Consider the following 26,916-nt stretch of genomic DNA (forward strand, 5'->3'; position numbering starts at 1 on the left):
CCATTCTCCCTCTCCCCTTTGGGGAGAGGGAGAAAACACATTCACTGCACGTTTCAGGAACCATCGCTCATGACACAGACTTTAAGCCAGCTTGAAAACCGTGGCGCCTTCATTGAACGTCACATTGGGCCGGATGCTCAGCAACAGCAGGAGATGCTGAAGACGGTTGGCGCGGATTCATTAGACGCACTGATCGGCCAGATTGTGCCAAAAGACATCCAGCTTGCCACGCCGCCTCAGGTGGGGGAAGCCACCACGGAGTTTGCCGCGCTGGCGGAGCTGAAGGCTATCGCAGGCCTGAACAAGCGCTATAAGTCTTACATTGGCATGGGCTACACCAACGTGCAGCTGCCGCCGGTTATCCTGCGCAACATGCTGGAAAACCCGGGCTGGTACACCGCTTACACCCCTTATCAGCCAGAAGTCTCCCAGGGGCGTCTGGAAGCGCTGCTGAACTTCCAGCAGGTTACGCTGGATCTGACCGGTATGGATATCGCCTCCGCCTCTCTGCTGGATGAAGCGACCGCAGCCGCCGAAGCGATGGCGATGGCAAAGCGCGTCAGCAAGCTGAAAAATGCCAACCGCTTCTTCGTGGCGGCTGACGTGCATCCGCAGACGCTGGACGTGGTGCGCACCCGCGCGGAAACCTTCGGCTTCGACGTGATCGTCGACGACGCCGACAAAGTGCTGGATCATCAGGACGTCTTCGGCGTGCTGCTTCAGCAGGTGGGTACCACCGGCGAAGTTCACGACTACGGCGCGCTGATTGCCGAGCTGAAATCCCGCAAAGTGGTTGTCAGCGTTGCCGCCGATTTTATGGCGCTGGTGCTGCTGACCGCGCCGGGCAAACAGGGCGCGGATATTGTATTCGGCTCCGCGCAGCGCTTCGGCGTACCGATGGGCTACGGCGGCCCGCACGCGGCGTTCTTCGGCGCGAAAGATGAATTCAAACGCTCCATGCCAGGCCGTATCATCGGCGTGTCAAAAGATGCTGCCGGTAACACCGCGCTGCGCATGGCGATGCAGACCCGCGAGCAGCATATCCGCCGCGAGAAAGCGAACTCCAACATCTGTACTTCCCAGGTCCTGCTGGCAAACATCGCCAGCCTGTATGCAGTATTCCACGGCCCGGCTGGCCTGAAGCGCATTGCCAGCCGCATTCACCGCCTGGCCGATATTCTGGCCTGCGGCCTCCAGCAGAAGGGCCTCAAGCTGCGCCATGCTCACTACTTCGATACCCTGTGCGTGGAAGTGGCAGACAAAGCGGCCGTGCTGGCGCGTGCGGATGCAGCAGAAATCAACCTGCGCAGCGACATCCACAATGCGGTCGGCATTACGCTGGATGAAAGCACCACTCGCGACGATATTCTGAACCTGTTCAAGGTGCTGCTGGGCGACGCACACGGTCTGGACGTTGATACGCTCGACAAAGAGGTCGCGCTCGACAGCCGCTCCATTCAGGAAAGCATGCTGCGCAATGACGCGATCCTGACTCACCCGGTGTTTAACCGCTATCACAGCGAAACCGAGATGATGCGCTATATGCACTCTCTGGAGCGCAAGGATCTGGCGCTGAACCAGGCGATGATCCCGCTGGGCTCCTGCACCATGAAGCTGAACGCCGCGGCAGAGATGATCCCTATCACCTGGCCTGAGTTCTCCGAACTGCACCCGTTCTGCCCGCCAGAACAGGCGGAAGGCTATCACATGATGATCAACCAGCTTTCAGACTGGCTGGTGAAGCTGACCGGTTACGACGCGCTCTGTATGCAGCCGAACTCCGGCGCGCAGGGTGAATACGCGGGCCTGCTGGCGATCCGTCACTATCACGAAAGCCGCAACGAAGGTCACCGCGATATCTGCCTGATCCCAAGCTCCGCCCACGGCACCAACCCGGCCTCAGCCCAGATGGCGGGCATGGAAGTGGTAGTGGTGGCGTGTGATAAGAACGGCAACATCGATCTGGCCGATCTGCGTGCGAAAGCCGAGCAGGCGGGTGATAAGCTCTCCTGCATCATGGTGACCTACCCGTCCACCCACGGCGTGTACGAAGAGACCATCCGTGAAGTGTGCGAAGTGGTGCATCAGTTTGGCGGTCAGGTTTACCTCGACGGCGCGAACATGAACGCTCAGGTGGGTATTACCTCTCCGGGCTTTATCGGTGCGGACGTGTCGCACCTGAACCTGCACAAAACCTTCTGCATTCCGCACGGCGGCGGCGGCCCGGGCATGGGACCAATTGGCGTGAAGGCGCACCTGGCGCCGTTTGTACCGGGCCACAGCGTGGTGCAGATTGAAGGCATGCTGACCCGTCAGGGCGCGGTCTCTGCGGCCCCGTTCGGCAGCGCTTCTATCCTGCCAATAAGCTGGATGTACATCCGCATGATGGGCGCGGAAGGGCTGAAGCAGGCGAGCCAGGTGGCGATCCTCAACGCCAACTACATTGCGACTCGCCTGAAGTCTGCCTTCCCTGTGCTCTATACCGGCCGCGACGGTCGCGTGGCGCACGAGTGCATTCTGGATATTCGTCCGCTGAAAGAGCAGACCGGCATCAGCGAGCTGGATATCGCCAAGCGTCTGATCGACTACGGCTTCCACGCGCCAACCATGTCGTTCCCGGTGGCGGGCACGCTGATGGTGGAGCCGACCGAGTCTGAAAGCAAAGCCGAGCTGGACCGCTTTATCGACGCGATGCTGGCCATCCGCATAGAAATCGATCGCGTGCAGGACGGCGAATGGCCGCTGGAAGATAACCCGCTGGTTAACGCCCCGCACACCCAGCACGAGATAGTGGCAGAGTGGAACCACGGTTACTCCCGCGAACTGGCCGTCTTCCCGGCAGGCGTGGCAAACAAATACTGGCCGACCGTGAAGCGTCTTGATGACGTTTACGGCGACCGTAATCTGTTCTGCTCCTGCGTGCCGATGAGCGAATACCAGTAACATTGTTGGTGTAGTAACACAGGCCGGGTAAGGCAAAGCCGCCACCCGGCTTTTTTATTGGGAGAAGAGAATGGCAATTGCACTTGTCACCGGCGCGAGCCGGGGCATTGGGAAAGCCACCGCGCTGCAGCTGGCGCGCGAAGGCTACACCGTGGCGGTGAACTATCACCACAACATTAAAGCCGCGACGGACGTGATCAAACAGATCGTTGAGGCCGGCGGCAAAGCGTTTGCCGTGCGTGCGGACATCAGCGATGAAGCTCAGGTGCTGGCGATGTTTGACAGCATCGATCGTGAAGGTGAGCCGCTTCGCGCGCTGGTCAATAATGCGGGCATTCTGTTTGAGCAATCCACCATTGAGAATCTGTCCGCTGAGCGCATTAACCGCGTGCTGGCGACCAACGTCACGGGCTACTTTCTTTGCTGTCGCGAAGCGGTGAAACGCATGTCCATCAAGCATGGCGGCAAGGGTGGGGCGATTGTAAATGTATCATCCGCCGCATCTCGTCTGGGCGCGCCGGGTGAGTACGTAGACTATGCCGCTTCTAAAGGCGCGGTAGATTCCCTTACAACCGGGCTATCGCTGGAGGTGGCGGCGCAGGGCATTCGCGTGAACTGCGTGCGGCCAGGGCTGATTTATACCGATATTCACGCCTCCGGCGGGGAACCGGGGCGGGTTGATCGGGTTAAGTCGCTGCTGCCGATGCAGCGCGGCGGCCAGCCGGAAGAGGTGGCTCAGGCGATTGTCTGGCTGCTGAGCGAGAAGGCGTCGTACGTAACGGGCAGTTTTATCGAGCTGGCTGGCGGGAAATAAACCCCTCACCCTAACCCTCTCCCCAAAGGGGAGAGGGGATCACGGCGTTAAAGTTTCTCGCCGTTGCTGGCAATCACGCCTTTATACCATTCGAAGCTTTTCTTACGGGAGCGGGACATGTCGCCCGTGCCGTCGTCGTGCTTGTTGACGTAGATAAAGCCGTAGCGCTTGCTGTACTGGCCGGTGGTGAACGACACGCAGTCAATGCAGCCCCACGGCGTATAGCCCATCAGATCCACGCCATCGTGGGTGACGGCTTTGATCATCTCTTCCACGTGGGCGCGCAGGTAGTCGATGCGATAGTCGTCGTTGATGCTGCCGTCTTCTTCCACCTTATCGTAGGCGCCAAAGCCGTTTTCCACGATAAACAGCGGCTTCTGATAACGCTCGTAAAGCTCGCAAAGGGAATAACGCAGGCCCACCGGGTCAATCTGCCAGCCCCAGTCGGACGCCTTCACGTGCGGGTTCGGCACGCTGCCTTCAAAGCCAGAGATGGCGTCACCGGTGCCGCCTTCCGCCTTCACCGCGTTGGTCATGTAGTAGCTGAAGCCTAAGTAGTCGCAGGTACCTTCACGCAGGATCTGCTCGTCGCCCGCCTCCATTTTGATGGAGAAGCCGCGGCGCTCCCACTCGTTCAGCACGTAGGACGGGTAGTAACCACGCAGCTGGACGTCAGTAAAGACATAGCGTTCGCGCATGGATTCCTGGGCGAACATCACGTCTTCCGGCTTGCAGGAGAACGGATAGAGCGCAACCATGGCCAGCATGCAGCCGACTTTCATCTCCGGGTTGATGCGGCGCGCGGCTTTCACCGCCAGGGCGCTGGCCACAAACTGGTGGTGCAGCACTTGGTACATGGTCTCTTCCGGGTTTTCATGTTCGGTATAGACCACGCCCGAGCAGCAGTAGCCGAACAGCGGGGCGCGCCAGTTTCGCTGGTTGTTGATTTCGTTGAAGGTCATCCAGTATTTGACCTTGTGCTTGTAGCGCTCAAATACCACTTCCGCGAAGCGCACAAAGAAATCGACCACTTTGCGGTTGGTCCAGCTACCGTACTCCTGCACCAGGTGCAGCGGCATTTCGAAGTGGGAGAGGGTAATCACCGGTTCGATGTTGTACTTCAGCAGCTCATCGAACAGATCGTCGTAAAACTTCAGCCCTTCTTCGTTTGGCTGCGTTTCATCACCTTTCGGAAAGATGCGCGTCCAGGCGATAGAGGTACGGAAGCACTTGAAGCCCATCTCGGCAAACAGCTTGATGTCTTCTTTGTAGTGGCCGTGGAAGTCGATGGCCTCGTGGTTTGGGTAGTATTTACCCGGCACCACCTCCTGCGTGATTTCGCGCGGCACGCCGTGTGCGCCGCCGGTCAAGACGTCGCAAATGCTTGGCCCTTTGCCGCCTTTGTTCCAGCCGCCTTCAACCTGGTGAGCGGCAACCGCACCGCCCCATAAAAAATCTTTTGGTAAGGTTAATTTTTTCATCGCTGCTATTCTCAATAAATGGCTTATTGGCATTGAGTCTAGCAAAGCGAAATTGAATGTCACGATATAACAATTTGCGGAAATTGTGATTTGTCACATCAAAAAAACAGGGTGTTTTATTCCGTTAGTTTCTTCGCCAGCTTGCGTCCGAGAGATTCCAGAATATAGATAACGGGAATTTGCGTGGTGATATCGTAGACGCCGCCAATTCGCGTCTGGGGCACGTGCCAGGAGAGATTAAAGTCCGCCAGTTTTGCCAGACGCGAGTGCTCATGGCTGGTGATGGAGAGCACCTTGCAGCGATGCAGGCTGAACTGGCTGGCGAAGCGCAGGATCTCCTCGGTTTCACCCGAGACGGAGAGCACGATGGCCAGCGCATTTTTCGCCATATCATTGGTGACCGGGAAATAAGGGTCATCAATATGGTTACTGAATTTACCAATATTCGAAAAGAAACGTGCACCATATTTCGCCAGTGAGCCTGAGGTTCCCGCCCCGACAAATATAATACGCTCTGAAGAGAGAATGATATTTACCGCGTCATTTAATAGCGCATCGAACTCCTCATTATTCACGCTTTTAAAGAAGCTGATAATTTCGCTGGCGCCGAAATTCGCCTGCTGAGGCTCGTTCTGCTCAAGATAGAGCTTAAAGCGCACGCGAAATTCAGAATACCCTTCGCAGTTGAGCTTGCGGCAAAAGCGCAGGATGGTGGTGGTTGAGACGCCGGCCGCATCCGCCAGCTCGCGGATGGTCATGTACATCACTTTGTCTCGGTTTTTGATGACATAGTTGTAGACCATCATTTCCAGGTTATTGAGACTGGCAATGGCGGAGTGGGTGAACATACTCACAGTGGCAAAACTCTCATTCAGACCTCATTGATCCATCATATCACGCAGCCAGACGGCAGGAGCCAATTTTATGCCATTGATTAGTAACGCTAAAATTTTTATGTGAACAAATGTCAGGTGAATTATTTGTTTATGTTTTTGATTTTTATTATAAAAATTTACGTTAAAATTATTTTAGCTAACAGGTGTTCACTGGAATCATTCTCAGTTAGCATAGTCTTGCGATGAATAATCATCTTTAGTTTTCCCGGAGTTTTGTATGGCGAGCAGACCATTAATCGCACAGGGATATTCGCTGGCTGAGGAAGTAGCCAACAGCATCAGCCACGGCATTGGCCTGGTGTTTGGGATTGTCGGTTTAGTGTTATTGCTGGTACAGGCGGTGGATACCAATGCCAGCGCGATGGCCATTACCAGCTATAGCCTGTATGGCGGGAGTATGATCCTGCTGTTCCTGGCGTCGACGCTCTATCACGCGATTCCGCATCAGCGAGCCAAAATATGGCTTAAGAAATTTGACCACTGCGCTATCTATCTGCTGATTGCGGGTACCTATACGCCTTTCCTGCTGGTGGGGCTCAATTCACCGCTGTCGCGCGGCCTGATGATTGTTATCTGGAGCCTGGCGCTGCTGGGGATCCTGTTTAAGCTGACCATTGCGCACCGGTTTAAAGTGTTGTCGCTGGTCACCTATCTGACGATGGGCTGGCTGTCGCTGATTGTGGTGTATCAGCTGGCGATTAAGCTGGCGGTCGGCGGGGTAACGCTGCTGGCGGTGGGCGGTGTGGTCTACTCGCTGGGCGTCATTTTCTACGTCTGCAAGCGCATCCCATACAACCATGCCATCTGGCACGGCTTTGTGCTGGGCGGCAGCGTATGCCACTTTTTGGCGATTTATTTGTACGTAGGGCAGGTGTAGTTTTTTCCACCGTGCGGGCGGTGGCCCTCACCCCGGCCCTCTCCCACAGGGAGAGGGAGGACACCAAAACCGTAGGTCCGGTAAGCGCAGCGCCACCGGGCGATACAGCATCACTCTTCCAGTGAATACGGCAGCGGCTCAATACTCAACGTATTAGAGTCGTCGCGCACGCGGAACACGCTGTCCGCTTCCATGTCGTTATTCATTACAGCCTGTACCAAAAGACGGCCATCGTCCAGCTGGACGGCGGCTAACACGGTACCGGTGCGGCGCCAGTTCTCACCCATCTTCAGCTCTAAGTCTTCACCTGCTTCCGGTACGCGGCTGGCATGGCCTGCCAGTGTCCATAGCGCGCGTTTGTTTGCCCCACGGAATTTTGCCCGCGCGACCATCTCCTGACCGGTGTAGCAGCCTTTTTTAAAGCTGATGCCCCCCAGCGCCTGCAGGTTAGTTGCCTGAGGAATAAACTGCGCGCTGTTGGCTGCGTCAATTACCGGCAGACCCGCTTCGATGTTAAGCGCCAGCCACTGCTGGCTGTTGTTGAGCTGCGCTTCGCCGCGCAGCGCCTCGGTCACGCGTTCGGCTGTTGCGGCATCCGTGACTAACAGGAAGCGCTCTGCCGGGTGTTCAAACCACAGGATGGAGGTCGCGCCCTCGCTGACCACCTGTTTTTCTGCATCCGGCAGTTCAGCAAACAGGTTTTTCAGCGCCGCACGCGCCTGGAAGCCCGCCACGCCCAGCAGAACATGTTCGTCGTCCGGGGCGATGGTGACTTTGGAAAAGACCGCGTATTTTTTCAGCTCTTTGAGCTGCGCATCGCGCAGGCTGCGGCGCTCAATAAAGGCAAAACCGTCCTGACGGCGGAAGAGACGCAGGTTGCTCCACATTTTGCCTTTAGGATCGCAGTGCGCGGCCAGCAGATGCTGGTGTTCAGTCAACTGGGCGACATCTGCGGTGACCTGACCCTGCAGGTATTTTTCGGCGTCGGCGCCGGAGAGGGTTGCCAGCGCCCAGTCATCAAGAGAAATAAGCGTCAGCGGCAGACGCGCAGAGGCGGCGGGCTGGCGAGGAGAAAATGGTGTAAATGCCATAACGGTATCCTGAATTGCTTAACGCTTTGATAATGCCTAATGGTAAAAGAGCCTGCAGGCATTGCAAGCGCTTTCAGCAGACCATTTGTGCCATAAACCGCTTATGCGTAGCGCTACGCAAAATAGTGTAATCCGCTGTCTTTGTAAGGATTATTCTGGAAGCCAGCTCGTCGATCGCAATATTCCAGTAATGAAACGGTCAAAAACACGTTACACTAGCTGGTGTCCCCGTAGAGAAATTAAGAACAGAGAACGGGGTACCGACTGTGCCAAACGTAATGCAGGAACCTGAACATGGATATTAACAACAAGGCCCGTATTCACTGGGCATGCCGTCGCGGCATGCGTGAACTTGATATTTCCATCATGCCTTTCTTCGAATATGAGTACGACAGCTTAAGCGAGGATGATAAGCGTCTGTTTGTTCGCCTGCTTGAGTCTGACGACCCGGATTTATTCAACTGGCTGATGAACCACGGCAAACCCGCCGACACCGAGTTGCAACGGATGGTGCAATTAATTCAAACACGGAATCGGGAACGTGGTCCTGTGGCAATCTGATCTTCGCGTCTCGTGGCGCTCGCAGTGGATGTCTTTGTTGCTCCACGGTCTGGTTGCGGCCATCGTGTTACTCATGCCGTGGCCGCTCAGCTATACGCCGCTGTGGCTGCTATTACTTTCGTTTGTTGTTTTTGACAGCGTACGCAGCCAGCGCCGCATTAACGCGCGTCAGGGCGAGATCAAGCTGCTGATGGATTCCCGCCTGCGCTGGCAGGGAAAAGAGTGGGATATTCTCGGTGTGCCCTGGATGCTTAACGCCGGGATGATGTTACGGTTACGCAAAGTGGGGGGCGGACGTTGCCAGCACCTGTGGCTGGCGGCGGACAGTATGGACGCGTCTGAATGGCGGGATCTGCGCCGGATGTTGCTGCAACAGCCGACGCAGGAGTAACGCGCGTTAGCTGAATTTTTCTGCCATTTCGCCGAGGATCTGCTCGCACCAGGCCTGCAGGCGCTCGTCGCTGAGATCGTACTGATTGGTTTCATCCAGCGCGAGCCCCACAAACAGCTCGCCGTCGGCAATAATCGGTTTTTTACTGGTGAATTCATACCCTTCGGTTGGCCAGTAGCCGATAAACGCCGCCCCTTTTGGTGCCAGCTTGTCGTGCAGCATGCCGAGTGCGTCCAGGAACCATTCGCCGTAGCCTAACTGGTCACCCATGCCGTACATCGCGATAATTTTACCGTCGAAATTGACTGAATCGAGCCGATCCCAGATGGCTTCCCAGTCTTCCTGTATCTCACCAAAATCCCAGGTTGGGATGCCGAGGATCAGCACGTCGTACTGCTCCATCAGCGCGACCGCGTCATCTTTCAGGTTATGCAACGTCACCAGTTCCGGGCCAATGATGTCGCGAATTTTCTCTGCCGCCATCTCGGTGTAGCAGGTGCTGGAACCATAGAACAGACCAATATTCATCGCGTAACTATCTCAATTCATGCTTTGACTTTGCGCGTAGTGTACCAGAAACCGGTCGCAATCAGGCATAATGGCCTGACTGCAAAATCAAAGGGGCTGATGTGGAAAAGGATCTCGCACTCGTTGAACAGTTTCTCGACGCGCTGTGGCTGGAGAAAAATCTGGCCGAGAATACCCTCAGTGCGTACCGGCGCGATCTCACCATGCTGGTGGAGTGGCTGGCGCGTCGGGCGCTATCGCTTGCCAGCGCGCAAAGCGACGACCTGCAGGCGCTGCTCGCTGAACGCGTAGAAGGGGGGTACAAAGCCACCAGCTCTGCACGCTTGCTCAGCGCAATGCGTCGGCTTTTCCAGCATCTTTACCGGGAGAAGATTCGCGAAGACGATCCCAGCGCGCTGCTGGCGTCCCCGAAACTCCCGCAGCGGCTGCCGAAAGATCTCAGCGAAGCACAAGTTGAGAGATTATTACAGTCACCGGCTGTTGACCTGCCGCTGGAGTTACGCGATAAAGCCATGCTTGAGCTATTGTATGCTACCGGCTTGCGCGTTTCGGAACTGGTGGGCCTGACGATGAGCGACATCAGCCTGCGTCAGGGCGTGGTGCGCGTCATCGGTAAAGGAAACAAGGAAAGGCTGGTTCCGCTGGGAGAAGAGGCGGTTTACTGGCTGGAGACGTACCTTGAGCATGGCCGCCCCTGGCTGCTCAATGGCGCGTCTATCGACGTCCTGTTTCCGAGCCAGCGCGCGCAGCAGATGACGCGGCAAACGTTCTGGCATCGCATCAAGCATTACGCCACACTGGCGGGTATCGACAGTGAAAAGCTTTCGCCGCACGTATTGCGTCACGCCTTCGCGACGCATCTGTTAAACCACGGCGCAGATTTACGCGTGGTGCAGATGCTGCTGGGACACAGCGATCTTTCAACGACGCAAATTTATACCCATGTCGCGACGGAACGCCTGCGGCAGCTACACCAACAGCACCACCCTCGTGCGTGAGTGCCGACAAATTGTAACAGGATCAATTATGAAAAAGTCTTTCGCGCTGTTCACCCTGCTGGCAGCCTCATTTACCGGCTTCGCCCATGCGGATGACGCCGCCATCAAACAGTCTCTGGCCAAGCTTGGCGTCACCAGCAGCGACATCCAGCCTGCGCCGGTTGCCGGTATGAAAACGGTACTGACGAACAGCGGCGTGCTGTACGTCACCGAAGACGGCAAACACTTCATTCAGGGACCGCTGTACGACGTGAGCGGCGCGCAGCCGGTGAACGTCACCAACCAGCTGCTGATGAAAAACCTGAACGCGCTCGAAAAAGAGATGATCGTCTATAAAGCGGCGCAGGAAAAACATGTGATTACCGTCTTCACCGACATCACCTGCGGCTACTGCCACAAGCTGCATGAACAGATGAAAGACTATAACGCGCTGGGCATTACCGTGCGTTACCTGGCCTTCCCGCGCGCAGGCGTACAGAGCAAGCCAGAGCAGGACATGAAAGCGATCTGGTGTGCTAAAGACCGCAACAAAGCGTTTGATGACGCGATGAACGGTAAAGACGTTAAGCCTGCCTCCTGCGACATCGACATTGCTAACCACTACGCGCTGGGCGTGCAGTTTGGCGTGAGCGGTACGCCAGCGATTGTCCTGAGTAACGGTTACGTTGTTCCGGGCTACCAGGGACCGAAAGAGATGAAAGAGTTCCTCGACGCGCACCAGAAACAGTTTGGTGGTAAATAATTCGCGTGAAAGCCCCCATCAAATTGCGCCGCCGCGAGGCGGTTGAACACGTTGATTTGCCGGACGATCTCCCGGCGCTGCTAAAGCGCCTCTACGCCAGCCGCGGCGTGCGTCGCGCGGAGGATCTTGAGCGCAGCGTGAAAGGGATGCTGCCCTGGCAGCAACTGAACGGTATCGAGAAAGCCACCGAAATGCTCTACAACGCGCTTCGTGAGGGAACGCGCATTGTGGTGGTTGGGGATTTCGACGCCGACGGCGCAACCAGCACCGCCCTGAGCGTGCTCAGCCTGCGCGCGCTGGGCTGCGATAACGTCACCTATCTGGTGCCGAACCGCTTTGAAGACGGCTATGGCCTCAGCCCGGAGGTGGTCGATCAGGCCCATGCCCGCGGTGCGCAGATGATCATGACCGTAGACAACGGGATCTCTTCCCATGCGGGCGTCGATCATGCTCACGCTTTGGGGATCCCGGTGCTGGTCACCGATCATCACCTTCCCGGCGACACGCTCCCCGCTGCGGAAGCGATTATTAACCCCAACCTGCGCGACTGCGATTTCCCGTCAAAATCCCTCGCCGGCGTGGGCGTGGCGTTTTATCTGATGCTGGCGTTACGGACCCTGCTGCGTGATAAGGGCTGGTTCGAATCCCGCGGCATTGCCGTACCAAACCTGGCCGAATACCTCGACCTGGTGGCGTTAGGCACCGTGGCGGACGTGGTGCCTCTTGATGCCAATAACCGCATTTTGACCTGGCAGGGCTTAAGCCGCATTCGCGCGGGCAAGTGCCGTCCCGGAATTAAGGCGCTGCTGGAGATTGCCAACCGCGATCCGCTCAAGCTGGCGGCAAGCGACCTGGGCTTTGCCCTCGGGCCACGCCTGAACGCTGCCGGAAGGCTGGACGATATGTCCGTCGGCGTGGCGCTGCTGCTGTGCGACAACATCGGCGAAGCGCGCGTGCTGGCCAACGAGCTGGACGCCCTGAACCAGACCCGTAAAGAGATTGAGCAGGGGATGCAGGCCGAAGCGCTGACCCTGTGCGAAAAACTTGAGCGCAGCGGCGATACGCTGCCGGGCGGGCTGGCGATGTACCATCCTGAGTGGCATCAGGGCGTGGTCGGCATTCTGGCGTCGCGCATTAAAGAGCGCTTCCACCGCCCGGTGATCGCGTTTGCGCCCGCGGGCGACGGCACGCTGAAAGGCTCTGGCCGTTCGATTCAGGGGCTGCACATGCGCGATGCGCTGGAGCGTCTGGATACGCTGTATCCGGGGCTGATGATCAAGTTCGGCGGCCACGCGATGGCGGCAGGCCTGTCGCTGCAAGAGGCGAAGTTCGACGAATTCCAGCGCCTGTTTGGCGAGCTGGTCACCGAGTGGATTGACCCGGCGCTGCTGCAGGGCGAAGTGGTCTCTGACGGTGAGCTGTCTGTCTCTGAAATGACGATGGACGTCGCGCAGATGCTGCGCGATGCGGGGCCGTGGGGGCAGATGTTCCCGGAACCGCTGTTCGACGGTCGTTTCCGCCTGCTGCAGCAGCGTATCGTCGGCGAACGTCACCTTAAAGTGATGGTCGAGCCCGTGGGCGGCGGACCGCTGCTGGACGGCATCGCCTTCAACGTTGACACCTCCATCTGGCCGGACAACGGCGTGCGCGAGGTCGAACTGGCGTACAAACTGGATATCAATGAGTTTCGCGGTAACCGCACCCTTCAGATCATCATCGACAATATCTGGCCAATTTAGCGGCAGTAATCTCTATAAAAAAGGGCGTGGATTCGGTACAATCCCGCTCTTATCACCGCATTTTGACAAGTCCATAAAAGAAAACAGACCATGTTTGAAATTAATCCGGTAAAAAACCGTATTCAGGACCTCACGGAGCGCTCTGACGTTCTTAGGGGGTATCTTTGACTACGATGCCAAGAAAGAGCGTCTTGAAGAAGTAAACGCCGAGCTGGAACAGCCGGACGTCTGGAACGAACCTGAACGCGCACAGGCGCTGGGTAAAGAGCGTTCCTCTCTCGAAGCTATCGTAGATACGCTGGATCAAATGGCTCAGGGGCTGGAAGACGTTTCCGGTTTGCTGGAGCTGGCCGTCGAAGCCGACGACGAAGAAACCTTTAACGAAGCCGTGGCAGAACTCGACGTGCTGGAAGAGAAGCTGGCGCAGCTGGAATTCCGTCGCATGTTCTCCGGCGAATACGACAGCGCTGACTGCTATCTCGATATTCAGGCAGGTTCTGGCGGTACCGAAGCGCAGGACTGGGCCAGCATGCTGACGCGTATGTACCTGCGTTGGGCGGAAGCGCGCGGCTTCAAAACCGAAATTATCGAAGAGTCTGAAGGTGAAGTGGCCGGTATTAAATCCGTCACTATCAAGATCATTGGCGACTACGCCTACGGCTGGCTGCGTACCGAAACCGGCGTTCACCGCCTGGTGCGTAAGAGCCCGTTTGACTCCGGCGGTCGTCGTCATACCTCCTTCAGCTCCGCGTTTGTTTACCCGGAAGTAGACGAAGATATCGATATCGAAATTAACCCGGCGGACCTGCGCATTGACGTATACCGCGCATCCGGCGCGGGTGGTCAGCACGTTAACCGTACGGAATCTGCGGTGCGTATTACCCACATTCCAACCGGGCTGGTAACACAGTGCCAGAACGACCGTTCCCAGCATAAGAACAAAGACCAGGCCATGAAGCAGATGAAAGCGAAGCTTTATGAGCTGGAGATGCAGAAGAAAAATGCTGAGAAACAGGCGATGGAAGATAACAAGTCCGACATCGGTTGGGGCAGCCAGATCCGTTCTTACGTCCTTGATGACTCCCGCATCAAAGACCTGCGTACCGGGGTAGAAACCCGCAACACGCAGGCGGTGCTGGACGGCAGCCTGGACCAATTTATCGAAGCAAGTTTGAAAGCAGGGTTATGAGGAACCAACATGTCTGAACAACAAGCACAGGGCGCTGACGCGGTAGTCGATCTTAACAACGAACTGAAAACCCGCCGCGAGAAGCTGGCAGCGCTGCGCGAGCAGGGCGTGCCGTTCCCGAACGATTTTCGTCGCGACCATACCTCAGACCAACTGCACGCTGACTTCGACGGTAAAGAGAACGAAGAGCTGGAAGCGCTGAACATCGAAGTGGCCGTTGCTGGCCGTATGATGACCCGTCGCATCATGGGTAAAGCCTCCTTCGTGACCTTGCAGGACGTTGGCGGCCGTATTCAGCTGTACGTTTCCCGTGATGACCTGCCGGAAGGCATCTACAACGAGCAGTTCAAGAAGTGGGACCTGGGCGATATCCTGGGCGCGAAAGGTAAGCTGTTCAAAACTAAAACCGGTGAACTGTCTATCCACTGCACCGAGCTGCGTCTGCTGACCAAAGCCCTGCGCCCTCTGCCGGACAAGTTCCACGGCCTGCAGGATCAGGAAGCGCGCTACCGTCAGCGCTACCTGGATCTCATCTCTAACGATGAATCCCGTAAGACCTTCAAAATTCGCTCCCAGATCATGGCCGGTATCCGCCAGTTCATGGTGAACCGCGACTTTATGGAAGTGGAAACCCCGATGATGCAGGTGATCCCAGGCGGCGCGTCTGCGCGTCCGTTTATCACCCATCACAACGCCCTGGACCTGGACATGTACCTGCGTATCGCGCCGGAACTGTACCTGAAGCGTCTGGTGGTCGGTGGTTTCGACCGCGTGTTCGAAATCAACCGTAACTTCCGTAACGAAGGTATCTCCGTTCGTCATAACCCAGAGTTCACCATGATGGAACTCTATATGGCGTACGCGGACTACAAAGACCTGATCGAGCTTACCGAATCCCTGTTCCGTACCCTGGCGCAGGACATTCTGGGCACCACGCAGGTCCCTTACGGTGAAGAAGTGTTTGACTTCGGCAAGCCGTTCGAAAAACTGACCATGCGCGAAGCCATCAAGAAATACCGTCCGGAAACCAATATGGCTGATCTGGATAACTTCGACTCTGCGAAAGCGATCGCTGAAAGCATCGGCATCAAGGTTGAGAAGAGCTGGGGTCTGGGCCGTATCGTGACCGAGATCTTCGAAGAAGTTGCGGAAGCGCACCTGATTCAGCCGACCTTCATCACCGAATACCCGGCTGAAGTCTCTCCGCTGGCGCGTCGTAATGACGAGAACCCTGAAATCACTGACCGTTTCGAGTTCTTCATCGGCGGCCGTGAAATCGGCAACGGCTTTAGCGAGTTGAACGATGCAGAAGACCAGGCGCAGCGCTTCCAGGATCAGGTTGACGCGAAAGCGGCAGGCGACGACGAAGCGATGTTCTTCGACGAAGACTACGTGACCGCGCTGGAGCACGGCCTGCCACCAACTGCAGGTCTGGGTATTGGTATCGACCGTATGGTGATGCTGTTCACCAACAGCCACACCATCCGTGACGTGATCCTGTTCCCGGCGATGCGCCCGGTGAAATAAGGTGCTACGTTGCTAAAAAAGCCCCGAAAGGGGCTTTTTTATTGCGCTGCGAACGCTCTCAACGCCTCTCGTGCGGCCGTTGCTTCCAGCACCATCCACGGGCTAAAGCTCCAGGGCGCGGCGTCCAGCGCGCGGAATAACGACTCAAGCCTGACCCACTCGAATTCCATTACTTCATCGTGATTAATACGCAGTTCGCTGGTGACGCGTGCCGCGAAGACCGGGCAAATTTCATTTTCCACGATGCCGGAAGGATCGGTTTCACGGTAGCGAAACTCCGAGGCGACAGGCGTAATCGCGGCGATCTCAGCGCCAACCTCATAGCGGCAGCGGCGGATAATCGCCTCTTCCGTCTTTTCACCGGATTGAGGGTGCCCGCAGACGGAGTTCGTCCAGACGCCCGGCCAGGCCTTTTTGCTTAACGCGCGTCGTGTTACCAGACACTCGCCTTCGGCGTTAAAGAGCCAGGATGAGAAAGCCAGATGCAGCGGGGTTTGGGTGGTGTGCGCGGCGTATTTTTCCTGAGTGCCAATCACCATTCCCTGGTCATTTACCAAAATAACGTGTTCTTGAATACTCATTCATGCTCCAGTGCCAACGATGCGGATGGTTCTGCACCATCAGCAGAGAGCATTATACGGCATTCTTATACGAACGGTTTGTCTCCAGGAGCGGAAAAGGGCTGACCCATAACTCTCCGGGCTGCTATCATAGAGCGCCATTCACGCTGACCGAGGATCTGTTTTGTTTGCAGGAAGCCTGACGAGAAACCCCATCATCGCCATCTTTTGCCTGACGCTGACGCTATTCCTGGCAGGCTGCTCAGGAAGCAAATCGTCGGATATGGGTAGCTATTCCGGTTCGGTCTATACCGTTAAGCGCGGGGATACACTGTACCGGATTTCGCGCGCAACGGGGACCAGCGTGAAGGATCTGGCGCGCCTGAATAACATCTCTCCGCCGTACACCATCGAAGTGGGACAAAAGCTTAAGGTGAACGGCAGTTCGTCCTCGGGCAAAAAATCCTCATCGAAAGGCAAAACCGCCAAAGTGACGCCGTCCTATCAGGTACCGCAATCGTCATGGCCGCCGGTTGGACAGCGCTGCTGGATTTGGCCTGCCAGCGGTAAAGTTGTCGCCCCTTACTCACTCTCTGAAGGTGGTAACAAGGGTATTGATATCGCCGCTGCGCGCGGTACGCCGGTTTATGCCTCCGGGGCAGGGAAGGTGGTTTACGTCGGTAACCAGCTGCGCGGCTACGGTAATCTGATCATGATTAAGCACGGTGAAGACTACATCACCGCCTACGCGCATAACGACACGATGCTGGTCAACAACGGCCAGAACGTTAAAGCTGGGCAGAAGATTGCCACCATGGGCAGTACCGGTACCGATTCGGTGAAGCTGCACTTCCAGATTCGCTATAAGGCGACGGCCATCGATCCGCAGCGTTATCTTCCTGCGCCCGGCAGCAAACCGAAGTGCTAAGTGATTATTTAATCGCCACTTAGTGGTGAAGAGGCTTGTATGAAGAGGCGTAAGGTCTATAATGCCTTACGCACCTCAAAGCGGGCGTAGTTCAATGGTAGAACGAGAGCTTCCCAAGCTCTATACGAGGGTTCGATTCCCTTCGCCCGCTCCAGATTTTTCCCTTGTGGAGAAGCCTTAAAAGCCTTCTCTATCAGCAACTTAAATAGTTACTTATTTTAGTCGCCTATGGGTTCTACCATTGTGATCCGCCCTTGGTAACTGTCACGCTAAGTTACATGGTGAGATGACAGTATAACTCAGCGTTGGCGGCAGTTGCATCCTCACACCGCGATAGTAAAACGTGAAGAAAAAGCCCATCCAGGCATAGTTATGTCATCGAAAGATTGATCATACGCATTTCAAGCCCGATGTGCGGCTCTCAAAGCTACGTAAACAGGTTTATGGTGATAACGTACCTACAAACGACATGTAGGCTCTATCAGCTTTTCAGCCACGCTCCCGCAAGGGTACACGGTTATCCTGATAAGGTGTGATCCCTCTGACAGTCTGATGAAGTCGCTACGCTCCGCTTGTTGTTGTATCACCAACGGGGCTTTATGGCTTCTATTATCTAAAATTAGGGAAAAGGGGAAAGGCTGGATCTCTCCAGCCTTTGGCGGTTATCTCACTTTCTTGAAGATAAGCAGGATCAGAGGGACGCAGACAGCGAAACCAATGATAGAGGCTAAAGCCGAATCAGAGTGATTTTGCGATAGCTCCTTAACAAACCAAGTGCATTGAGAAGGGGTAAATTCTCCTCCTTGGCTCATTGTCTCTGAAAAGTTAAGAGCGAAGACCAGATCGAAATAAAGCACGATAACGTAATACGCTACGCAGATCAGCGCGATACTTACCCACCTGATCCAGAACTTCTTATTCATCATCGTAAGTGCTTCCCAATGAACCGCCTACTGTACCGCCTGAGTATGGGGATGTTGAGCCAGCAACAGCAGCGGAATCGGCAGCAGCTTGTTGAATTTTTGCACTTCCTCTCATTGGTTGAGGGCTTTTGTTCTCGGTGTTAGGGTACTGCTGTTTGAATGTATTAGTCATTTCGACAACGAGCATTGAGGAGAAGTTTGCACTCTTTGATTCAAGATAACTTTGCAGTGATACCGGAATAGTGAAATCTTCTTCTATGTCGATTGGTAGCTGTGTTGTCGTGGATGTGTAACCATGATCGAATAACTTTGAGCCAGCAAACTTGATCCCCTCAACTGAGTGGGTGGTACAGTTGCTACCAGTCACATCATACTTATCAATCGTGCGGCCTCTTCGCTTTGTACCGTCTTGCATGTTTGGCGTTTGAATTGGTGCTACACCGCCATTCCAAAGGTTTTCGAAGAAGTTACGGGTTATTTTAGGATCTGCATCATCAATGCGGAAAGCGCGAGCACCCATTTCATAAAGTTCGTATCGGTAATACTTACGCGCATCTTCATCTTGGAAAAAGTCTAAAATCCCATCCCCAGTGAAGGTACTTTTATCAGTGCGTCCATAGCGTCCATAGGTGTAGAGATAGATGCTGTTATTCTCATGCACTGAAACGAAAGCATGACCTGCACTTGTTGTTTCAGTCCAGAGGTAAACGCCGTTCAATAGCTGGTTATCTTCTGGCTTGCAGGTATCAGCAAAGGTGTTTTGCTTCTTCGCTGCCTGTGCATGTTGCACTGGCTCTACAGGCGCTGTCGCCCAAGAAGGGGTATTCACCTCAACGGTGCCAGGCGCGATAAGAAAATTAGTACCCTGTGGACAACCGCAGTGGATTTCTGCTCCGTCCACGGCGACTGCGGCGCTATTTGAGCAGCGAGGATCACCGCTCACTATCACCCCCACTTTCCCGCATTTCGGGCAAGGGGTGGTCTTATCGCCGATATAGAGTTTCCACTTGCCCATGACAGACATACCGGGGCGGGCGGCAATACATTGTGCGCCTGTAAATGTTTTATCTCCATGTAGACCAACGTTCTTACCGTGAACTGTGCAGCCTCTGTTAACCGATGCCATAGTGACCGCCTTATTTCAGAAAGTTTTCTGGCAACGATTCCCCTGCTCGGACTACTCTTCTTCCGGCATTCTGTGGGCTACTGATAATTTCGTCGCCGTTGTCGAGTAAGCTACCGACAAGAGCGGCGGAGTCACCAGAGGTATTGCCTACTCCAGTGCTGATTTTCGCGGTGGTTCCATCTGGATAACGAACTTCATCACCCACAAGAGATACATTTAGGCGTGTTCCGTCTTCAATTTCGATCTGCTGCCCGTTGTATTCACTGATTACCGTTCCCCCGTTGCGGGTTAAGCTACCCTCTGTAGCAATCAGATAAGCGGCTGTAACTGGGTGAGCGAGGTTGTAGTCGTTTCTTTCAGCGATCAGATTACGGGCTTCTTCGTTCATTTCCGCGAGCTGTTCAGCTGTGAATGGTGACTGGTCAAATGCTGCCAGCATTTCGGCGGTGAGTTCATTGGTGTATTGCTTCATAAGTCCCTCTACTTGCTATGGAAATAATTTCAGTGGCTATTTTACAAGCAATGACCACATGAGCAACAAGTATTAGACTTAAGCAAAATTATGTTTCGTAACAACCAGTAAAGGGGTTACTCCTCCTCAAAGGTCATTGTGTAGCGGCATTGTTGCGACGGTCTGATCGTCACTATCTCCGTATAATTGGCGTTGCTGATACGCAAATCTTCACGTTGCCTGTCTCCTCTTCATCACTGAGAATCAGGGTTATCTGTCCGGCATTCGCCAGGGCTGGTAATAGCGCCACTATCAGCACAATCAAGTGTTTCATATCGATCACCACTCTAAAGAAAACTCTTCTTTTAAATCGTCCTGCACCTCCTGACCGTACCCGATGTAATACATAGTTGAGCGCGGATCTGTCTGTCCCAGGAAATGGGCGATTGTCTCTATAGCCACCCCATTCTCGAATAGGATTCGCCCCCGACTTTTTCGCGGTGTATGGCAGCCCACGTTAGAGAATCCTGCTCTACGTCCCATCTTCCCAAATTCAGTGAATACCGTGTTACGGGTTACGGCTTTGCCTCTGCTACGAAGATCGCCCTTGCTAAAGATGAAATCCGTCTTCACTGGCATATCTGCTTGCTCTGCCTTGCGTTGTGCCACGACAGAGAGCATTGCGGCTGTCACCTTTGGCCTCACTACGTTTCCAGTTTTCTCCTGCTTCACCTTGAGGTGAGATTGCCCCTCTACATCTTCATACTTAAGTTTGAGGACGTCAGAGATACCTAGACCGCTTTCATACATCCGGATTTTTTTATGCATATTGGACAGGCTCTTGATCTGGTATCCCGTTACGATTCTCTGCGTAACCCTCTGACTTCTCTGGGCGACTGTCTTGACCCGGAACTGATTTCCCGCTGCCTTGAAGAATCCGGCACCGTCACGTTACGCAAACGGCGCCTTCCTCTGGAAATGATGGTCTGGTGCATTATCGGTATGGCCCTTGAGCGCAAGGAGCCGCTTCATCAGATCGTTAACCGGCTGGATATCATGTTACCCGGCAACCGTCCGTTCGTTGCCCCCAGCGCCGTGATCCAGGCCCGTCAGCGGCTGGGAAGCGAAGCCGTCCGCCGCGTGTTCACGCAAACAGCGCAGCTCTGGCATAACGCCACGCCGCATCCTCACTGGTGCGGCCTGACCCTGCTGGCCATCGATGGTGTGTTCTGGCGAACACCGGACACGCCGGAAAACGACAGCGCCTTCCCCCGTCAGACGCATGGCGGAAACCCGGCACTCTACCCGCAGGTAAAAATGGTCTGTCAGATGGAGCTGACCAGCCATCTGTTGACGGCAGCGGCCTTCGGCACGATGAAAAACAGCGAAAATGAGCTCGCGGAGCAACTGATAGAGCAGACCGGCGATAACACCCTTACGTTAATGGATAAAGGCTATTACTCGCTGGGGCTGCTGAATGCGTGGAGCCAGGCGGGAGAACACCTTCACTGGATGCTCCCTCTCAGAAAGGGAGCACAGTATGAAGAGGTCAGAAAGCTGGGTAAAGGCGATTATCTGGTGAAGCTGAAAACCAGCCCACAGGCACGAAAAAAATGGCCGGGTCTGGGAGATGAAATGACAGCCCGTCTGCTGACCGTAACGCGCAAAGGGAAAGTCAGCCATCTGCTGACGTCGATGACGGACGCCATGCGCTATCCCGGAGGAGAAATGGCAGACCTGTACAGCCATCGCTGGGAAATAGAGCTGGGGTACAGGGAGATAAAACAAACGATGAAACTGAGCAGGCTGACGCTGAGAAGTAAAAAGCCGGAGCTTGTGGAGCAGGAGTTATGGGGCGTGTTACTGGCGTATAATCTGGTGCGATATCAGATGATTAAAATGGCGGGCCATCTGAAAGGATACTGGCCGAATCAGCTGAGCTTCTCAGAATCATGCGGCATGGTCATGAGAATGCTGATGACGCTGCAGGGCGCTTCACCGGGGCGTATCCCTGAGCTGATGCGTGATCTTGAAAGCATGGCGCAACTGGTAAAGTTACCGACAAGAAGGGAAAGGGCCTTCCCGAGGGTGGTAAAGGAAAGGCCCTGGAGATACCCCACAGCCCCGAAAAAAAGCCAGTCAGTTGCTTAACTGACTGGCATTACCTACAATGTGTCAGGTTTTTGTTAATAAATCCATGGGATTACGAGATCTTTGGAGTGGGGGTGATTTCCCTTCGCCCGCTCCAGATCTCTCCCCTTGTACAGTAGCCTTAAAAGCCTTCTCTATCAGAAAATTAAATAGTTATCTCTTAGTCGCCTGTGTGTTCTACCGTTGTGTGTTTTCTGAAATTAACAGAAAGTGTTTGGTAGCACTCTGAGCATCACTTTGTGTAATACAGTTTGTATAACAAGAAACCTTACGGCAACGATATACGCATGACAAAGGAGGTTGTGCCTGTGCCGGCACTTACGCCTTTACCAAATATTTTGGTAGTAATAGTGCCGTTGCTGGCATAAGCAGGCGTATGGTTATTACAAACTCCCTCCAGCTTGACGCGATATTTTGCAATATCAGTTCCGCTGGCGTTTTTTACATCCTGATATTCATTGGATGTCTTGCAATCGTCAGAATAGGTTTGGTCAAGTATTTCTACTTTGGGCCTTTCGTTCTGCGGGCATGACCATGTCACCGCCGCTGTTGCCTGGTCTTCTCTACTGCCTGCAACGTAGGTTGTGAGCGATACGTTAGAGGCCGTTGTAGTAAACGTGCAGGGTTCTCGCTGAAATTCGGCTAAACAACCTGAGACCCAACCACCCTCCGTTGTACGGAAATAGTGGCACCATTTCGTTCTTCTGCTGCCCGTGTTATTGAGTTGAAGAATAACAGGTCCGTCGATTAAGGCTTCATTAGTCCATCCAGGAAAAATCTTAACCTGTCCTGTGCAGCTCATTCTAGGCCACGTCGCCGAAGTTCCCGTTCTGGTACAGGATGCAAGGATTTTTTCATCTCCTGTCTCTTCCTCAACGAATTTATGAATAACCCAGGTTTGACCTTCAGGTATGCTTGAAGGATAAAACTTATTAGCCATGCTATTGGGAACTGGAACTGAAACCTGTCCAGGATTGCCGTAATTAAAAGGTACATTATTGGTCATGACGATGCCGGGGCTTAATGTAACAAGATTATTTATTGTCGCAGTTTGCCCATCAAAGCTCAGTAATATAAAGAGTATTAAGGCAGGGTTATTTTTATTTAAGGCTCTATTTTGCATGACTTCACCATTTATTTTATAGGTTGTTATTATGCGAAGTGTGAGGGGTTAATAAATAAGAGCGCTCTCAAAACAAACATGGCTGAATTAAACCTAATTTGAGAGTGCTCTTGTAGTGGAAAGAATGTTGCAAGTTTAAATTTATCTCACGGATGTTAGCCTCAATAACGTCCGAGCCAGATATCAACATCAATACCTTAGGGATAAAAAATGAAATTAACACGTTTAGCACTGGCTGCGGCAATTGCTGCATCAAGTCTCTCGGCTGCACAGGCTTCTACCGGTACCGTAAACTTCTCTGGTTCAATCGTTACGGCTTCTTGCTCCATTGCCTCTGGCGAAGGTGGCGATGCCAGCAATATTGATATGGGCCAGATTGGTAACGCTATTCTTGAAACTAATGGCAACACGGGAGAAACCGCGCCTAAACCTTTCACCATTAAGCTGGAAGGCTGTTCTCCGGGCACTGGTGCTAATACCGTCAGCGCTAAGTTTACGGGTGATGCCGCTTCCGCTGACCCGAAAAGCTTTGCTTTGAACGGTTCGGCGTCTGGTGCGCATCTGGTGCTGACTGAAAAAGACGGCACTAAAATCGGACTGGGTGAAGAATCCGTTGCTCAGCGCTTTGGTAGAGGTGATATGACACTGGAATTTGCAGCAAAGCTAAAAGGTGACGGTAGCACCACGGGGGCTGATCCAGAGTTGATTCCCATTGTGCCGGGGGCATTCACCGTGCCGGTGACATTTGCACTGAGCTACAACTAATGATGCGTCTCCTTCTGTTGAGCAGAAGGGGACTGTTAAACTGAAAAATATATTGCGCAAAACATAATGAATAATCACAAACCCAGCGCAGCATTTTTATTAGGTGTTTTATCATTATTTATACAACGTACTGCTCAGGCTGATTTTTTAAAGCATGGCCATGTTAGCCTGCAGGGAGAAATCCTAAGCTCCCCCTGCCTGATCAATTTTTCGGATAATGCGAAAGCGTGGAATGATAAATATATTGCCTCAGAAGACGTTAACAATATAAGGCGTTCATTATCGCTGGCAATTGATTTGAAAGGGTGTAACACCCCGACGCTGTCTCACCATCACGCGGACATCGGTTTTGAAATTTTACCTGCTGAAGCTATGACTGCACAGGAGACGAGCCTGAACTTTCCGGACGTTAGTATTCGTGACGCAGCAGGTAATGAAATAGTGAGCGGGTATGGTTATCAACCTGTTCGGCATTCATTTGACACCAGAGCATTAAAATATACTTTCCATTTCAGGGGAGACAGCAGGCTTTTGAAGGATGGTTTTTACCGCCCGGCGGTCAGGTTCAGAGTGGATTATAACTGAGGTATCCCATGCGTATTTTTCGTCGTTCAGCGATGAATATTTACTGCCGTAAGGCGCTGGCGGCTGTGCTGGCTGGATCAATAAGCTCGGTCCATGCAGAGGAGATCCAGTTCAATACCGATATTCTGGACGTGAAAGATCGCGAGAATTATGACTTAAGTCAGTTTTCCCGTAAGGGCTATATTCTACCGGGTATATATAGCCTCGCCATACAGCTTAATGAACAGAAATTACCAGAACAAAATATAGATTTTATTGTGCCAGATGACGATCCCAACGGCAGTGAGGCTTGTTTAACTAAGGATATAATAAAGCAATTGGGATTAAAGAAGAGTGCATTACGCGATTTAACCTGGTGGCACGACGGTCAGTGTTTGTCGACAGCCAGTTTGCCCGGCATGGAAATCCGTACCGATCTCTCCAGCGCGACATTATATGTCAGCGTGCCGCAGGCTTATCTGGAATATAGCCATCCGGACTGGGATCCACCCGTACGCTGGGAAAACGGTATTTCAGGCGCGCTATTTGATTACAACGTCAATGTGCAGACACAAAAACAGAAAAGCGCCGGTGCCTCGCATTATCTGTCAGCGAATGGGACCGCAGGCGTCAATGCCGGCGCATGGCGTTTGCGCGGCGACTGGCAAGCGCGTCATGAGAAAACCCCACACCAGACCGGGACTGAGCAACCCTGGCAGTGGAGTCGTATTTATGCCTATCGCACGCTGGGTGAGATGGGGGCGAGACTGACGATAGGCGAGAACTATCTCAACTCCGCCATGTTTGACAGTTTTCGCTACACCGGCGTGAATGTGGCAACGGATGACGCCATGCTGCCACCCAACCTGCGCGGCTATGCGCCAGAGGTCACAGGGGTGGCACGCACCAACGCGCGCGTAGTGATTTCGCAACAAGGGCGCTTAATTAAAGAAGTACAGGTTGCCGCTGGCCCCTTTCGCATTCAGGACCTGAGCAGCGCGGTAAACGGGACGTTAGACGTGCTGATTGAAGAGCAGGATGGCAACGAGCAGCGCCTGCAGGTTGACACGGCAACTATTCCCTATCTGACGCGACCCGGCCTGGTGCGTTACAAAGTGACGGTGGGGCAGCCCTCTGACTGGGAACACCGTTTAAACGGTTCACTCTTTGCCGGCGGTGAATTTGCATGGGGCGTCAGCAACGGCTGGTCGCTATATGGCGGACTGCTGGGCGACAGTCAATATCAGGCGCTGTCGCTGGGCGTAGGCCGTGACTTAATGATGTTCGGTGCCCTTTCTGGCGATATCACAGAGTCACGAATGCGCCTTGCCGACCGGGCGTTGCTGCGTGGGCGTTCGTACCGTCTGAGCTACTCGAAACGCTTTGACAGCACGAACAGCCAGATAACGTTTGCGGGCTATCGCTTCTCGGAACAGGACTTTGCCAACATGAATGATTATCTGGCGGCGCGTCTTCAGGGCGAGTGGTCTCGTTATGGTCGTAATAAAGAGATGTATACGCTCAGTTTCAACCAGTATATCGAGCCGCTGGGATTGACGGCCAATCTCAATTACAACCACCAGACCTACTGGGATCGCCCGGAAAGCGACAGCTATACGCTGACGATGTCGCGAGGTTTTGATTTTTGGCGTTTCCGTAACGTGAATCTCTCGCTGACGGGATTCCGAAATAAATACAGGAATGATAACGATGAAGGCATGTATTTAACGCTCTCCATGCCGCTGGGCGAGCGGTCGCGTCTCAGCTATAACGGCGCGTATTCCCGACGTGAGCAGCGCAACAACGTGAGTTATTACGATCGTCCCGGCGATAACCAAAGCTATCAAATTGGTTTTGGTAAATCGCAGCTGCGAAACGAAGTCAACGGCTTTTATGGTTATAACGGCTCGATTGCGGATGTAACGGCGACCGGCAGCTGGGTTGAAGGTCAGTATGAGTCGTACGGCGTGTCAGTGCAGGGGGGCGCGACCGTCACACCCCAGGGCGCAGCCCTGCACCGCATTAGCTCGTCGGGGGGGACGCGTATGCTAATTGATACGCACGGCGTGTCGGGTATCCCCATCGCTGATTCAGGACGCAGTACCTATACCAACTATTTTGGTAAGGCAGTGGTGGGCAGCATGAACGACTATTCACGCAGCAGCGTCAGTATTGATGTGGCAAAACTGCCCGATCACGCGGAAGCCTTGCGCAGTGTGTCACAGGCCACTTTGACCGAAGGCGCAATCGGTTATCGCAGCTTTGAAGTTGTGTCAGGGGATAAAGCCATGGCGTTTATTCGCCTTGCTGATGGCAGCGTACCACCCTTTGGCGCCACGGTGCTGAACAGCAAGCAGCAAGAAACGGGAATTGTGAGTGATGATGGACACGCTTATTTAAGCGGCATCCAGGCGGGTGGAATCATGTCGGTACGCTGGGGCGGCGCCGTGCAGTGCGTTATTACCCTTCCTGCTGTGCTGCCCGCGGATATGAGCTCTGAGCTGTTACTGCCTTGCGAACGCAAGCCGGAACCAAATTAATAGTCTGT

General features: G+C 54.1%; 25 protein-coding genes, 1 tRNA gene and 1 pseudogene. 16 read left to right on the top strand and 11 right to left on the bottom strand.

The window, feature by feature from the left end; genetic code table 11:
- Positions 1-69: 69 nt before the first annotated feature.
- Positions 70-2,943, top strand: a complete 2,874-nt coding sequence (gene gcvP / locus USG84_RS10985; protein ID WP_253543257.1) for an aminomethyl-transferring glycine dehydrogenase — start codon at positions 70-72, stop codon at positions 2,941-2,943.
- A gap of 70 nt (positions 2,944-3,013) precedes the next feature.
- Complete coding sequence (locus USG84_RS10990) at positions 3,014-3,757, top strand: SDR family oxidoreductase (protein WP_151412614.1); 744 nt, start codon at positions 3,014-3,016, stop codon at positions 3,755-3,757.
- A gap of 47 nt (positions 3,758-3,804) precedes the next feature.
- Here the strand turns inward: USG84_RS10990 and bglA are convergent, their stop codons facing one another.
- Entirely contained in the window at positions 3,805-5,238 is a 1,434-nt protein-coding gene (gene bglA / locus USG84_RS10995; RefSeq protein ID WP_151412613.1) for a 6-phospho-beta-glucosidase BglA, read from the bottom strand.
- A gap of 116 nt (positions 5,239-5,354) precedes the next feature.
- On the bottom strand, positions 5,355-6,086 hold the full coding sequence (locus USG84_RS11000) for a MurR/RpiR family transcriptional regulator (RefSeq protein ID WP_061097150.1): 732 nt from the start codon (positions 6,084-6,086) through the stop codon (positions 5,355-5,357).
- 265 nt (positions 6,087-6,351) lie between these two features.
- Here USG84_RS11000 and trhA point away from each other — a divergent pair, with 265 nt between their 5' ends.
- Entirely contained in the window at positions 6,352-7,011 is a 660-nt protein-coding gene (trhA, locus tag USG84_RS11005; RefSeq protein WP_023331242.1) for a PAQR family membrane homeostasis protein TrhA, read from the top strand.
- Positions 7,012-7,121: 110 nt separating this feature from the next.
- On the opposite strand, the gene ygfZ is transcribed toward trhA, so the two are convergent.
- On the bottom strand, positions 7,122-8,102 hold the full coding sequence (gene ygfZ, locus USG84_RS11010; RefSeq protein WP_253543256.1) for a tRNA-modifying protein YgfZ: 981 nt from the start codon (positions 8,100-8,102) through the stop codon (positions 7,122-7,124).
- A 294-nt stretch (positions 8,103-8,396) separates the two neighbouring features.
- On the opposite strand from ygfZ, the gene sdhE reads away from it, so the two are divergent.
- Positions 8,397-8,663, top strand: coding sequence for an FAD assembly factor SdhE (gene sdhE, locus USG84_RS11015; protein ID WP_014071654.1), 267 nt, complete (start codon positions 8,397-8,399; stop codon positions 8,661-8,663).
- Positions 8,644-9,054, top strand: a complete 411-nt coding sequence (locus USG84_RS11020) for a protein YgfX (protein ID WP_028014322.1) — start codon at positions 8,644-8,646, stop codon at positions 9,052-9,054. The genes sdhE and USG84_RS11020 overlap by 20 nt, the downstream gene beginning before the upstream one ends.
- Positions 9,055-9,060: 6 nt before the next feature.
- Here the strand turns inward: USG84_RS11020 and fldB are convergent, their stop codons facing one another.
- The gene (gene fldB, locus USG84_RS11025) at positions 9,061-9,582 is read right to left on the bottom strand and encodes a flavodoxin FldB (protein WP_061097152.1); all 522 of its coding nucleotides are present in this window, start codon (positions 9,580-9,582) and stop codon (positions 9,061-9,063) included.
- A gap of 101 nt (positions 9,583-9,683) precedes the next feature.
- Here fldB and xerD point away from each other — a divergent pair, with 101 nt between their 5' ends.
- From xerD to lysS, 5 genes are all read left to right on the top strand, one after another.
- Positions 9,684-10,580, top strand: a complete 897-nt coding sequence (xerD, locus tag USG84_RS11030) for a site-specific tyrosine recombinase XerD (RefSeq protein WP_061097153.1) — start codon at positions 9,684-9,686, stop codon at positions 10,578-10,580.
- A gap of 28 nt (positions 10,581-10,608) precedes the next feature.
- On the top strand, positions 10,609-11,322 hold the full coding sequence (gene dsbC / locus USG84_RS11035; protein ID WP_049136419.1) for a bifunctional protein-disulfide isomerase/oxidoreductase DsbC: 714 nt from the start codon (positions 10,609-10,611) through the stop codon (positions 11,320-11,322).
- A gap of 5 nt (positions 11,323-11,327) precedes the next feature.
- A complete protein-coding gene (gene recJ, locus USG84_RS11040) occupies positions 11,328-13,061 on the top strand; it encodes a single-stranded-DNA-specific exonuclease RecJ (RefSeq protein WP_253543254.1) in 1,734 nt (577 codons plus the stop codon).
- A gap of 90 nt (positions 13,062-13,151) precedes the next feature.
- Positions 13,152-14,250 (top strand): peptide chain release factor 2 gene (gene prfB / locus USG84_RS11045; RefSeq protein WP_096059326.1). Its coding sequence is split into 2 segments (ribosomal slippage): positions 13,152-13,226 and positions 13,228-14,250, totalling 1,098 coding nucleotides; the frame shifts between segments, so codons are not numbered across the junction.
- Between the two features lie 9 nt (positions 14,251-14,259).
- On the top strand, positions 14,260-15,777 hold the full coding sequence (lysS, locus tag USG84_RS11050; RefSeq protein ID WP_014885130.1) for a lysine--tRNA ligase: 1,518 nt from the start codon (positions 14,260-14,262) through the stop codon (positions 15,775-15,777).
- A 38-nt stretch (positions 15,778-15,815) separates the two neighbouring features.
- Here lysS and idi read toward each other — a convergent pair whose 3' ends face one another.
- Positions 15,816-16,358, bottom strand: coding sequence for an isopentenyl-diphosphate Delta-isomerase (idi, locus tag USG84_RS11055; RefSeq protein ID WP_151412612.1), 543 nt, complete (start codon positions 16,356-16,358; stop codon positions 15,816-15,818).
- 163 nt (positions 16,359-16,521) lie between these two features.
- On the opposite strand from idi, the gene actS reads away from it, so the two are divergent.
- Both actS and USG84_RS11065 read left to right on the top strand, forming a co-directional pair.
- A complete protein-coding gene (actS, locus tag USG84_RS11060; RefSeq protein WP_041908359.1) occupies positions 16,522-17,265 on the top strand; it encodes an amidase activator ActS in 744 nt (247 codons plus the stop codon).
- Positions 17,266-17,345: 80 nt separating this feature from the next.
- Positions 17,346-17,419: transfer RNA gene (locus tag USG84_RS11065), tRNA-Gly, on the top strand.
- 508 nt (positions 17,420-17,927) lie between these two features.
- On the opposite strand, the gene USG84_RS11070 is transcribed toward USG84_RS11065, so the two are convergent.
- From USG84_RS11070 to USG84_RS11090, 5 genes and pseudogenes are all read right to left on the bottom strand, one after another.
- On the bottom strand, positions 17,928-18,191 hold the full coding sequence (locus USG84_RS11070; protein WP_035889611.1) for a hypothetical protein: 264 nt from the start codon (positions 18,189-18,191) through the stop codon (positions 17,928-17,930).
- Positions 18,181-19,314: a PAAR domain-containing protein gene (locus USG84_RS11075; RefSeq protein WP_151412611.1), complete on the bottom strand. Its 1,134-nt coding sequence runs from the start codon at positions 19,312-19,314 to the stop codon at positions 18,181-18,183. Before USG84_RS11075 ends, USG84_RS11070 begins: the two co-directional genes overlap by 11 nt.
- A gap of 10 nt (positions 19,315-19,324) precedes the next feature.
- Positions 19,325-19,786, bottom strand: coding sequence for a hypothetical protein (locus USG84_RS11080; protein ID WP_253543253.1), 462 nt, complete (start codon positions 19,784-19,786; stop codon positions 19,325-19,327).
- 116 nt (positions 19,787-19,902) lie between these two features.
- Positions 19,903-20,111, bottom strand: a pseudogene (locus tag USG84_RS11085) (hypothetical protein).
- Complete coding sequence (locus USG84_RS11090; protein ID WP_414146789.1) at positions 20,105-20,629, bottom strand: tyrosine-type recombinase/integrase; 525 nt, start codon at positions 20,627-20,629, stop codon at positions 20,105-20,107. Before USG84_RS11090 ends, USG84_RS11085 begins: the two are co-directional and overlap by 7 nt.
- On the opposite strand from USG84_RS11090, the gene USG84_RS11095 reads away from it, so the two are divergent.
- Positions 20,570-21,916, top strand: a complete 1,347-nt coding sequence (locus USG84_RS11095) for an IS4 family transposase (RefSeq protein ID WP_320738291.1) — start codon at positions 20,570-20,572, stop codon at positions 21,914-21,916. The genes USG84_RS11090 and USG84_RS11095 overlap by 60 nt on opposite strands.
- Before the next feature lie 268 nt (positions 21,917-22,184).
- On the opposite strand, the gene USG84_RS11100 is transcribed toward USG84_RS11095, so the two are convergent.
- On the bottom strand, positions 22,185-23,039 hold the full coding sequence (locus USG84_RS11100) for a hypothetical protein (protein WP_320738264.1): 855 nt from the start codon (positions 23,037-23,039) through the stop codon (positions 22,185-22,187).
- A gap of 210 nt (positions 23,040-23,249) precedes the next feature.
- Between USG84_RS11100 and USG84_RS11105 the strand changes: the two genes are divergently transcribed.
- The 3 genes from USG84_RS11105 to USG84_RS11115 all read left to right on the top strand — a co-directional run bounded on the left by USG84_RS11105 (position 23,250) and on the right by USG84_RS11115 (position 26,908).
- Positions 23,250-23,804, top strand: a complete 555-nt coding sequence (locus USG84_RS11105; protein ID WP_151412347.1) for a fimbrial protein — start codon at positions 23,250-23,252, stop codon at positions 23,802-23,804.
- A 66-nt stretch (positions 23,805-23,870) separates the two neighbouring features.
- Entirely contained in the window at positions 23,871-24,389 is a 519-nt protein-coding gene (locus tag USG84_RS11110) for a fimbrial protein (protein WP_151412348.1), read from the top strand.
- Positions 24,390-24,397: 8 nt separating this feature from the next.
- The gene (locus tag USG84_RS11115; protein WP_320738265.1) at positions 24,398-26,908 is read left to right on the top strand and encodes an outer membrane usher protein; all 2,511 of its coding nucleotides are present in this window, start codon (positions 24,398-24,400) and stop codon (positions 26,906-26,908) included.
- Positions 26,909-26,916: the final 8 nt, after the last annotated feature.

It is taken from the genome of Enterobacter sp. 168J2, assembly GCF_034107265.1.
Classification (GTDB): domain Bacteria; phylum Pseudomonadota; class Gammaproteobacteria; order Enterobacterales; family Enterobacteriaceae; genus Enterobacter; species Enterobacter nematophilus.

Coding starts and splice junctions, on each gene's coding strand:
- lysS (WP_014885130.1), top strand. CDS start 14,260: ATGTCTGAACAACAAGCACAGGGCGCTGACGCGGTAGTCGATCTTAAC.
- USG84_RS10990 (WP_151412614.1), top strand. CDS start 3,014: ATGGCAATTGCACTTGTCACCGGCGCGAGCCGGGGCATTGGGAAAGCC.
- USG84_RS11100 (WP_320738264.1), bottom strand. CDS start 23,039: ATGCAAAATAGAGCCTTAAATAAAAATAACCCTGCCTTAATACTCTTT.
- bglA (WP_151412613.1), bottom strand. CDS start 5,238: ATGAAAAAATTAACCTTACCAAAAGATTTTTTATGGGGCGGTGCGGTT.
- USG84_RS11070 (WP_035889611.1), bottom strand. CDS start 18,191: ATGATGAATAAGAAGTTCTGGATCAGGTGGGTAAGTATCGCGCTGATC.
- USG84_RS11000 (WP_061097150.1), bottom strand. CDS start 6,086: ATGTTCACCCACTCCGCCATTGCCAGTCTCAATAACCTGGAAATGATG.
- idi (WP_151412612.1), bottom strand. CDS start 16,358: ATGAGTATTCAAGAACACGTTATTTTGGTAAATGACCAGGGAATGGTG.
- trhA (WP_023331242.1), top strand. CDS start 6,352: ATGGCGAGCAGACCATTAATCGCACAGGGATATTCGCTGGCTGAGGAA.
- USG84_RS11080 (WP_253543253.1), bottom strand. CDS start 19,786: ATGAAGCAATACACCAATGAACTCACCGCCGAAATGCTGGCAGCATTT.
- ygfZ (WP_253543256.1), bottom strand. CDS start 8,102: ATGGCATTTACACCATTTTCTCCTCGCCAGCCCGCCGCCTCTGCGCGT.
- USG84_RS11110 (WP_151412348.1), top strand. CDS start 23,871: ATGAATAATCACAAACCCAGCGCAGCATTTTTATTAGGTGTTTTATCA.
- USG84_RS11115 (WP_320738265.1), top strand. CDS start 24,398: ATGCGTATTTTTCGTCGTTCAGCGATGAATATTTACTGCCGTAAGGCG.
- sdhE (WP_014071654.1), top strand. CDS start 8,397: ATGGATATTAACAACAAGGCCCGTATTCACTGGGCATGCCGTCGCGGC.
- USG84_RS11075 (WP_151412611.1), bottom strand. CDS start 19,314: ATGGCATCGGTTAACAGAGGCTGCACAGTTCACGGTAAGAACGTTGGT.
- fldB (WP_061097152.1), bottom strand. CDS start 9,582: ATGAATATTGGTCTGTTCTATGGTTCCAGCACCTGCTACACCGAGATG.
- USG84_RS11105 (WP_151412347.1), top strand. CDS start 23,250: ATGAAATTAACACGTTTAGCACTGGCTGCGGCAATTGCTGCATCAAGT.
- dsbC (WP_049136419.1), top strand. CDS start 10,609: ATGAAAAAGTCTTTCGCGCTGTTCACCCTGCTGGCAGCCTCATTTACC.
- gcvP (WP_253543257.1), top strand. CDS start 70: ATGACACAGACTTTAAGCCAGCTTGAAAACCGTGGCGCCTTCATTGAA.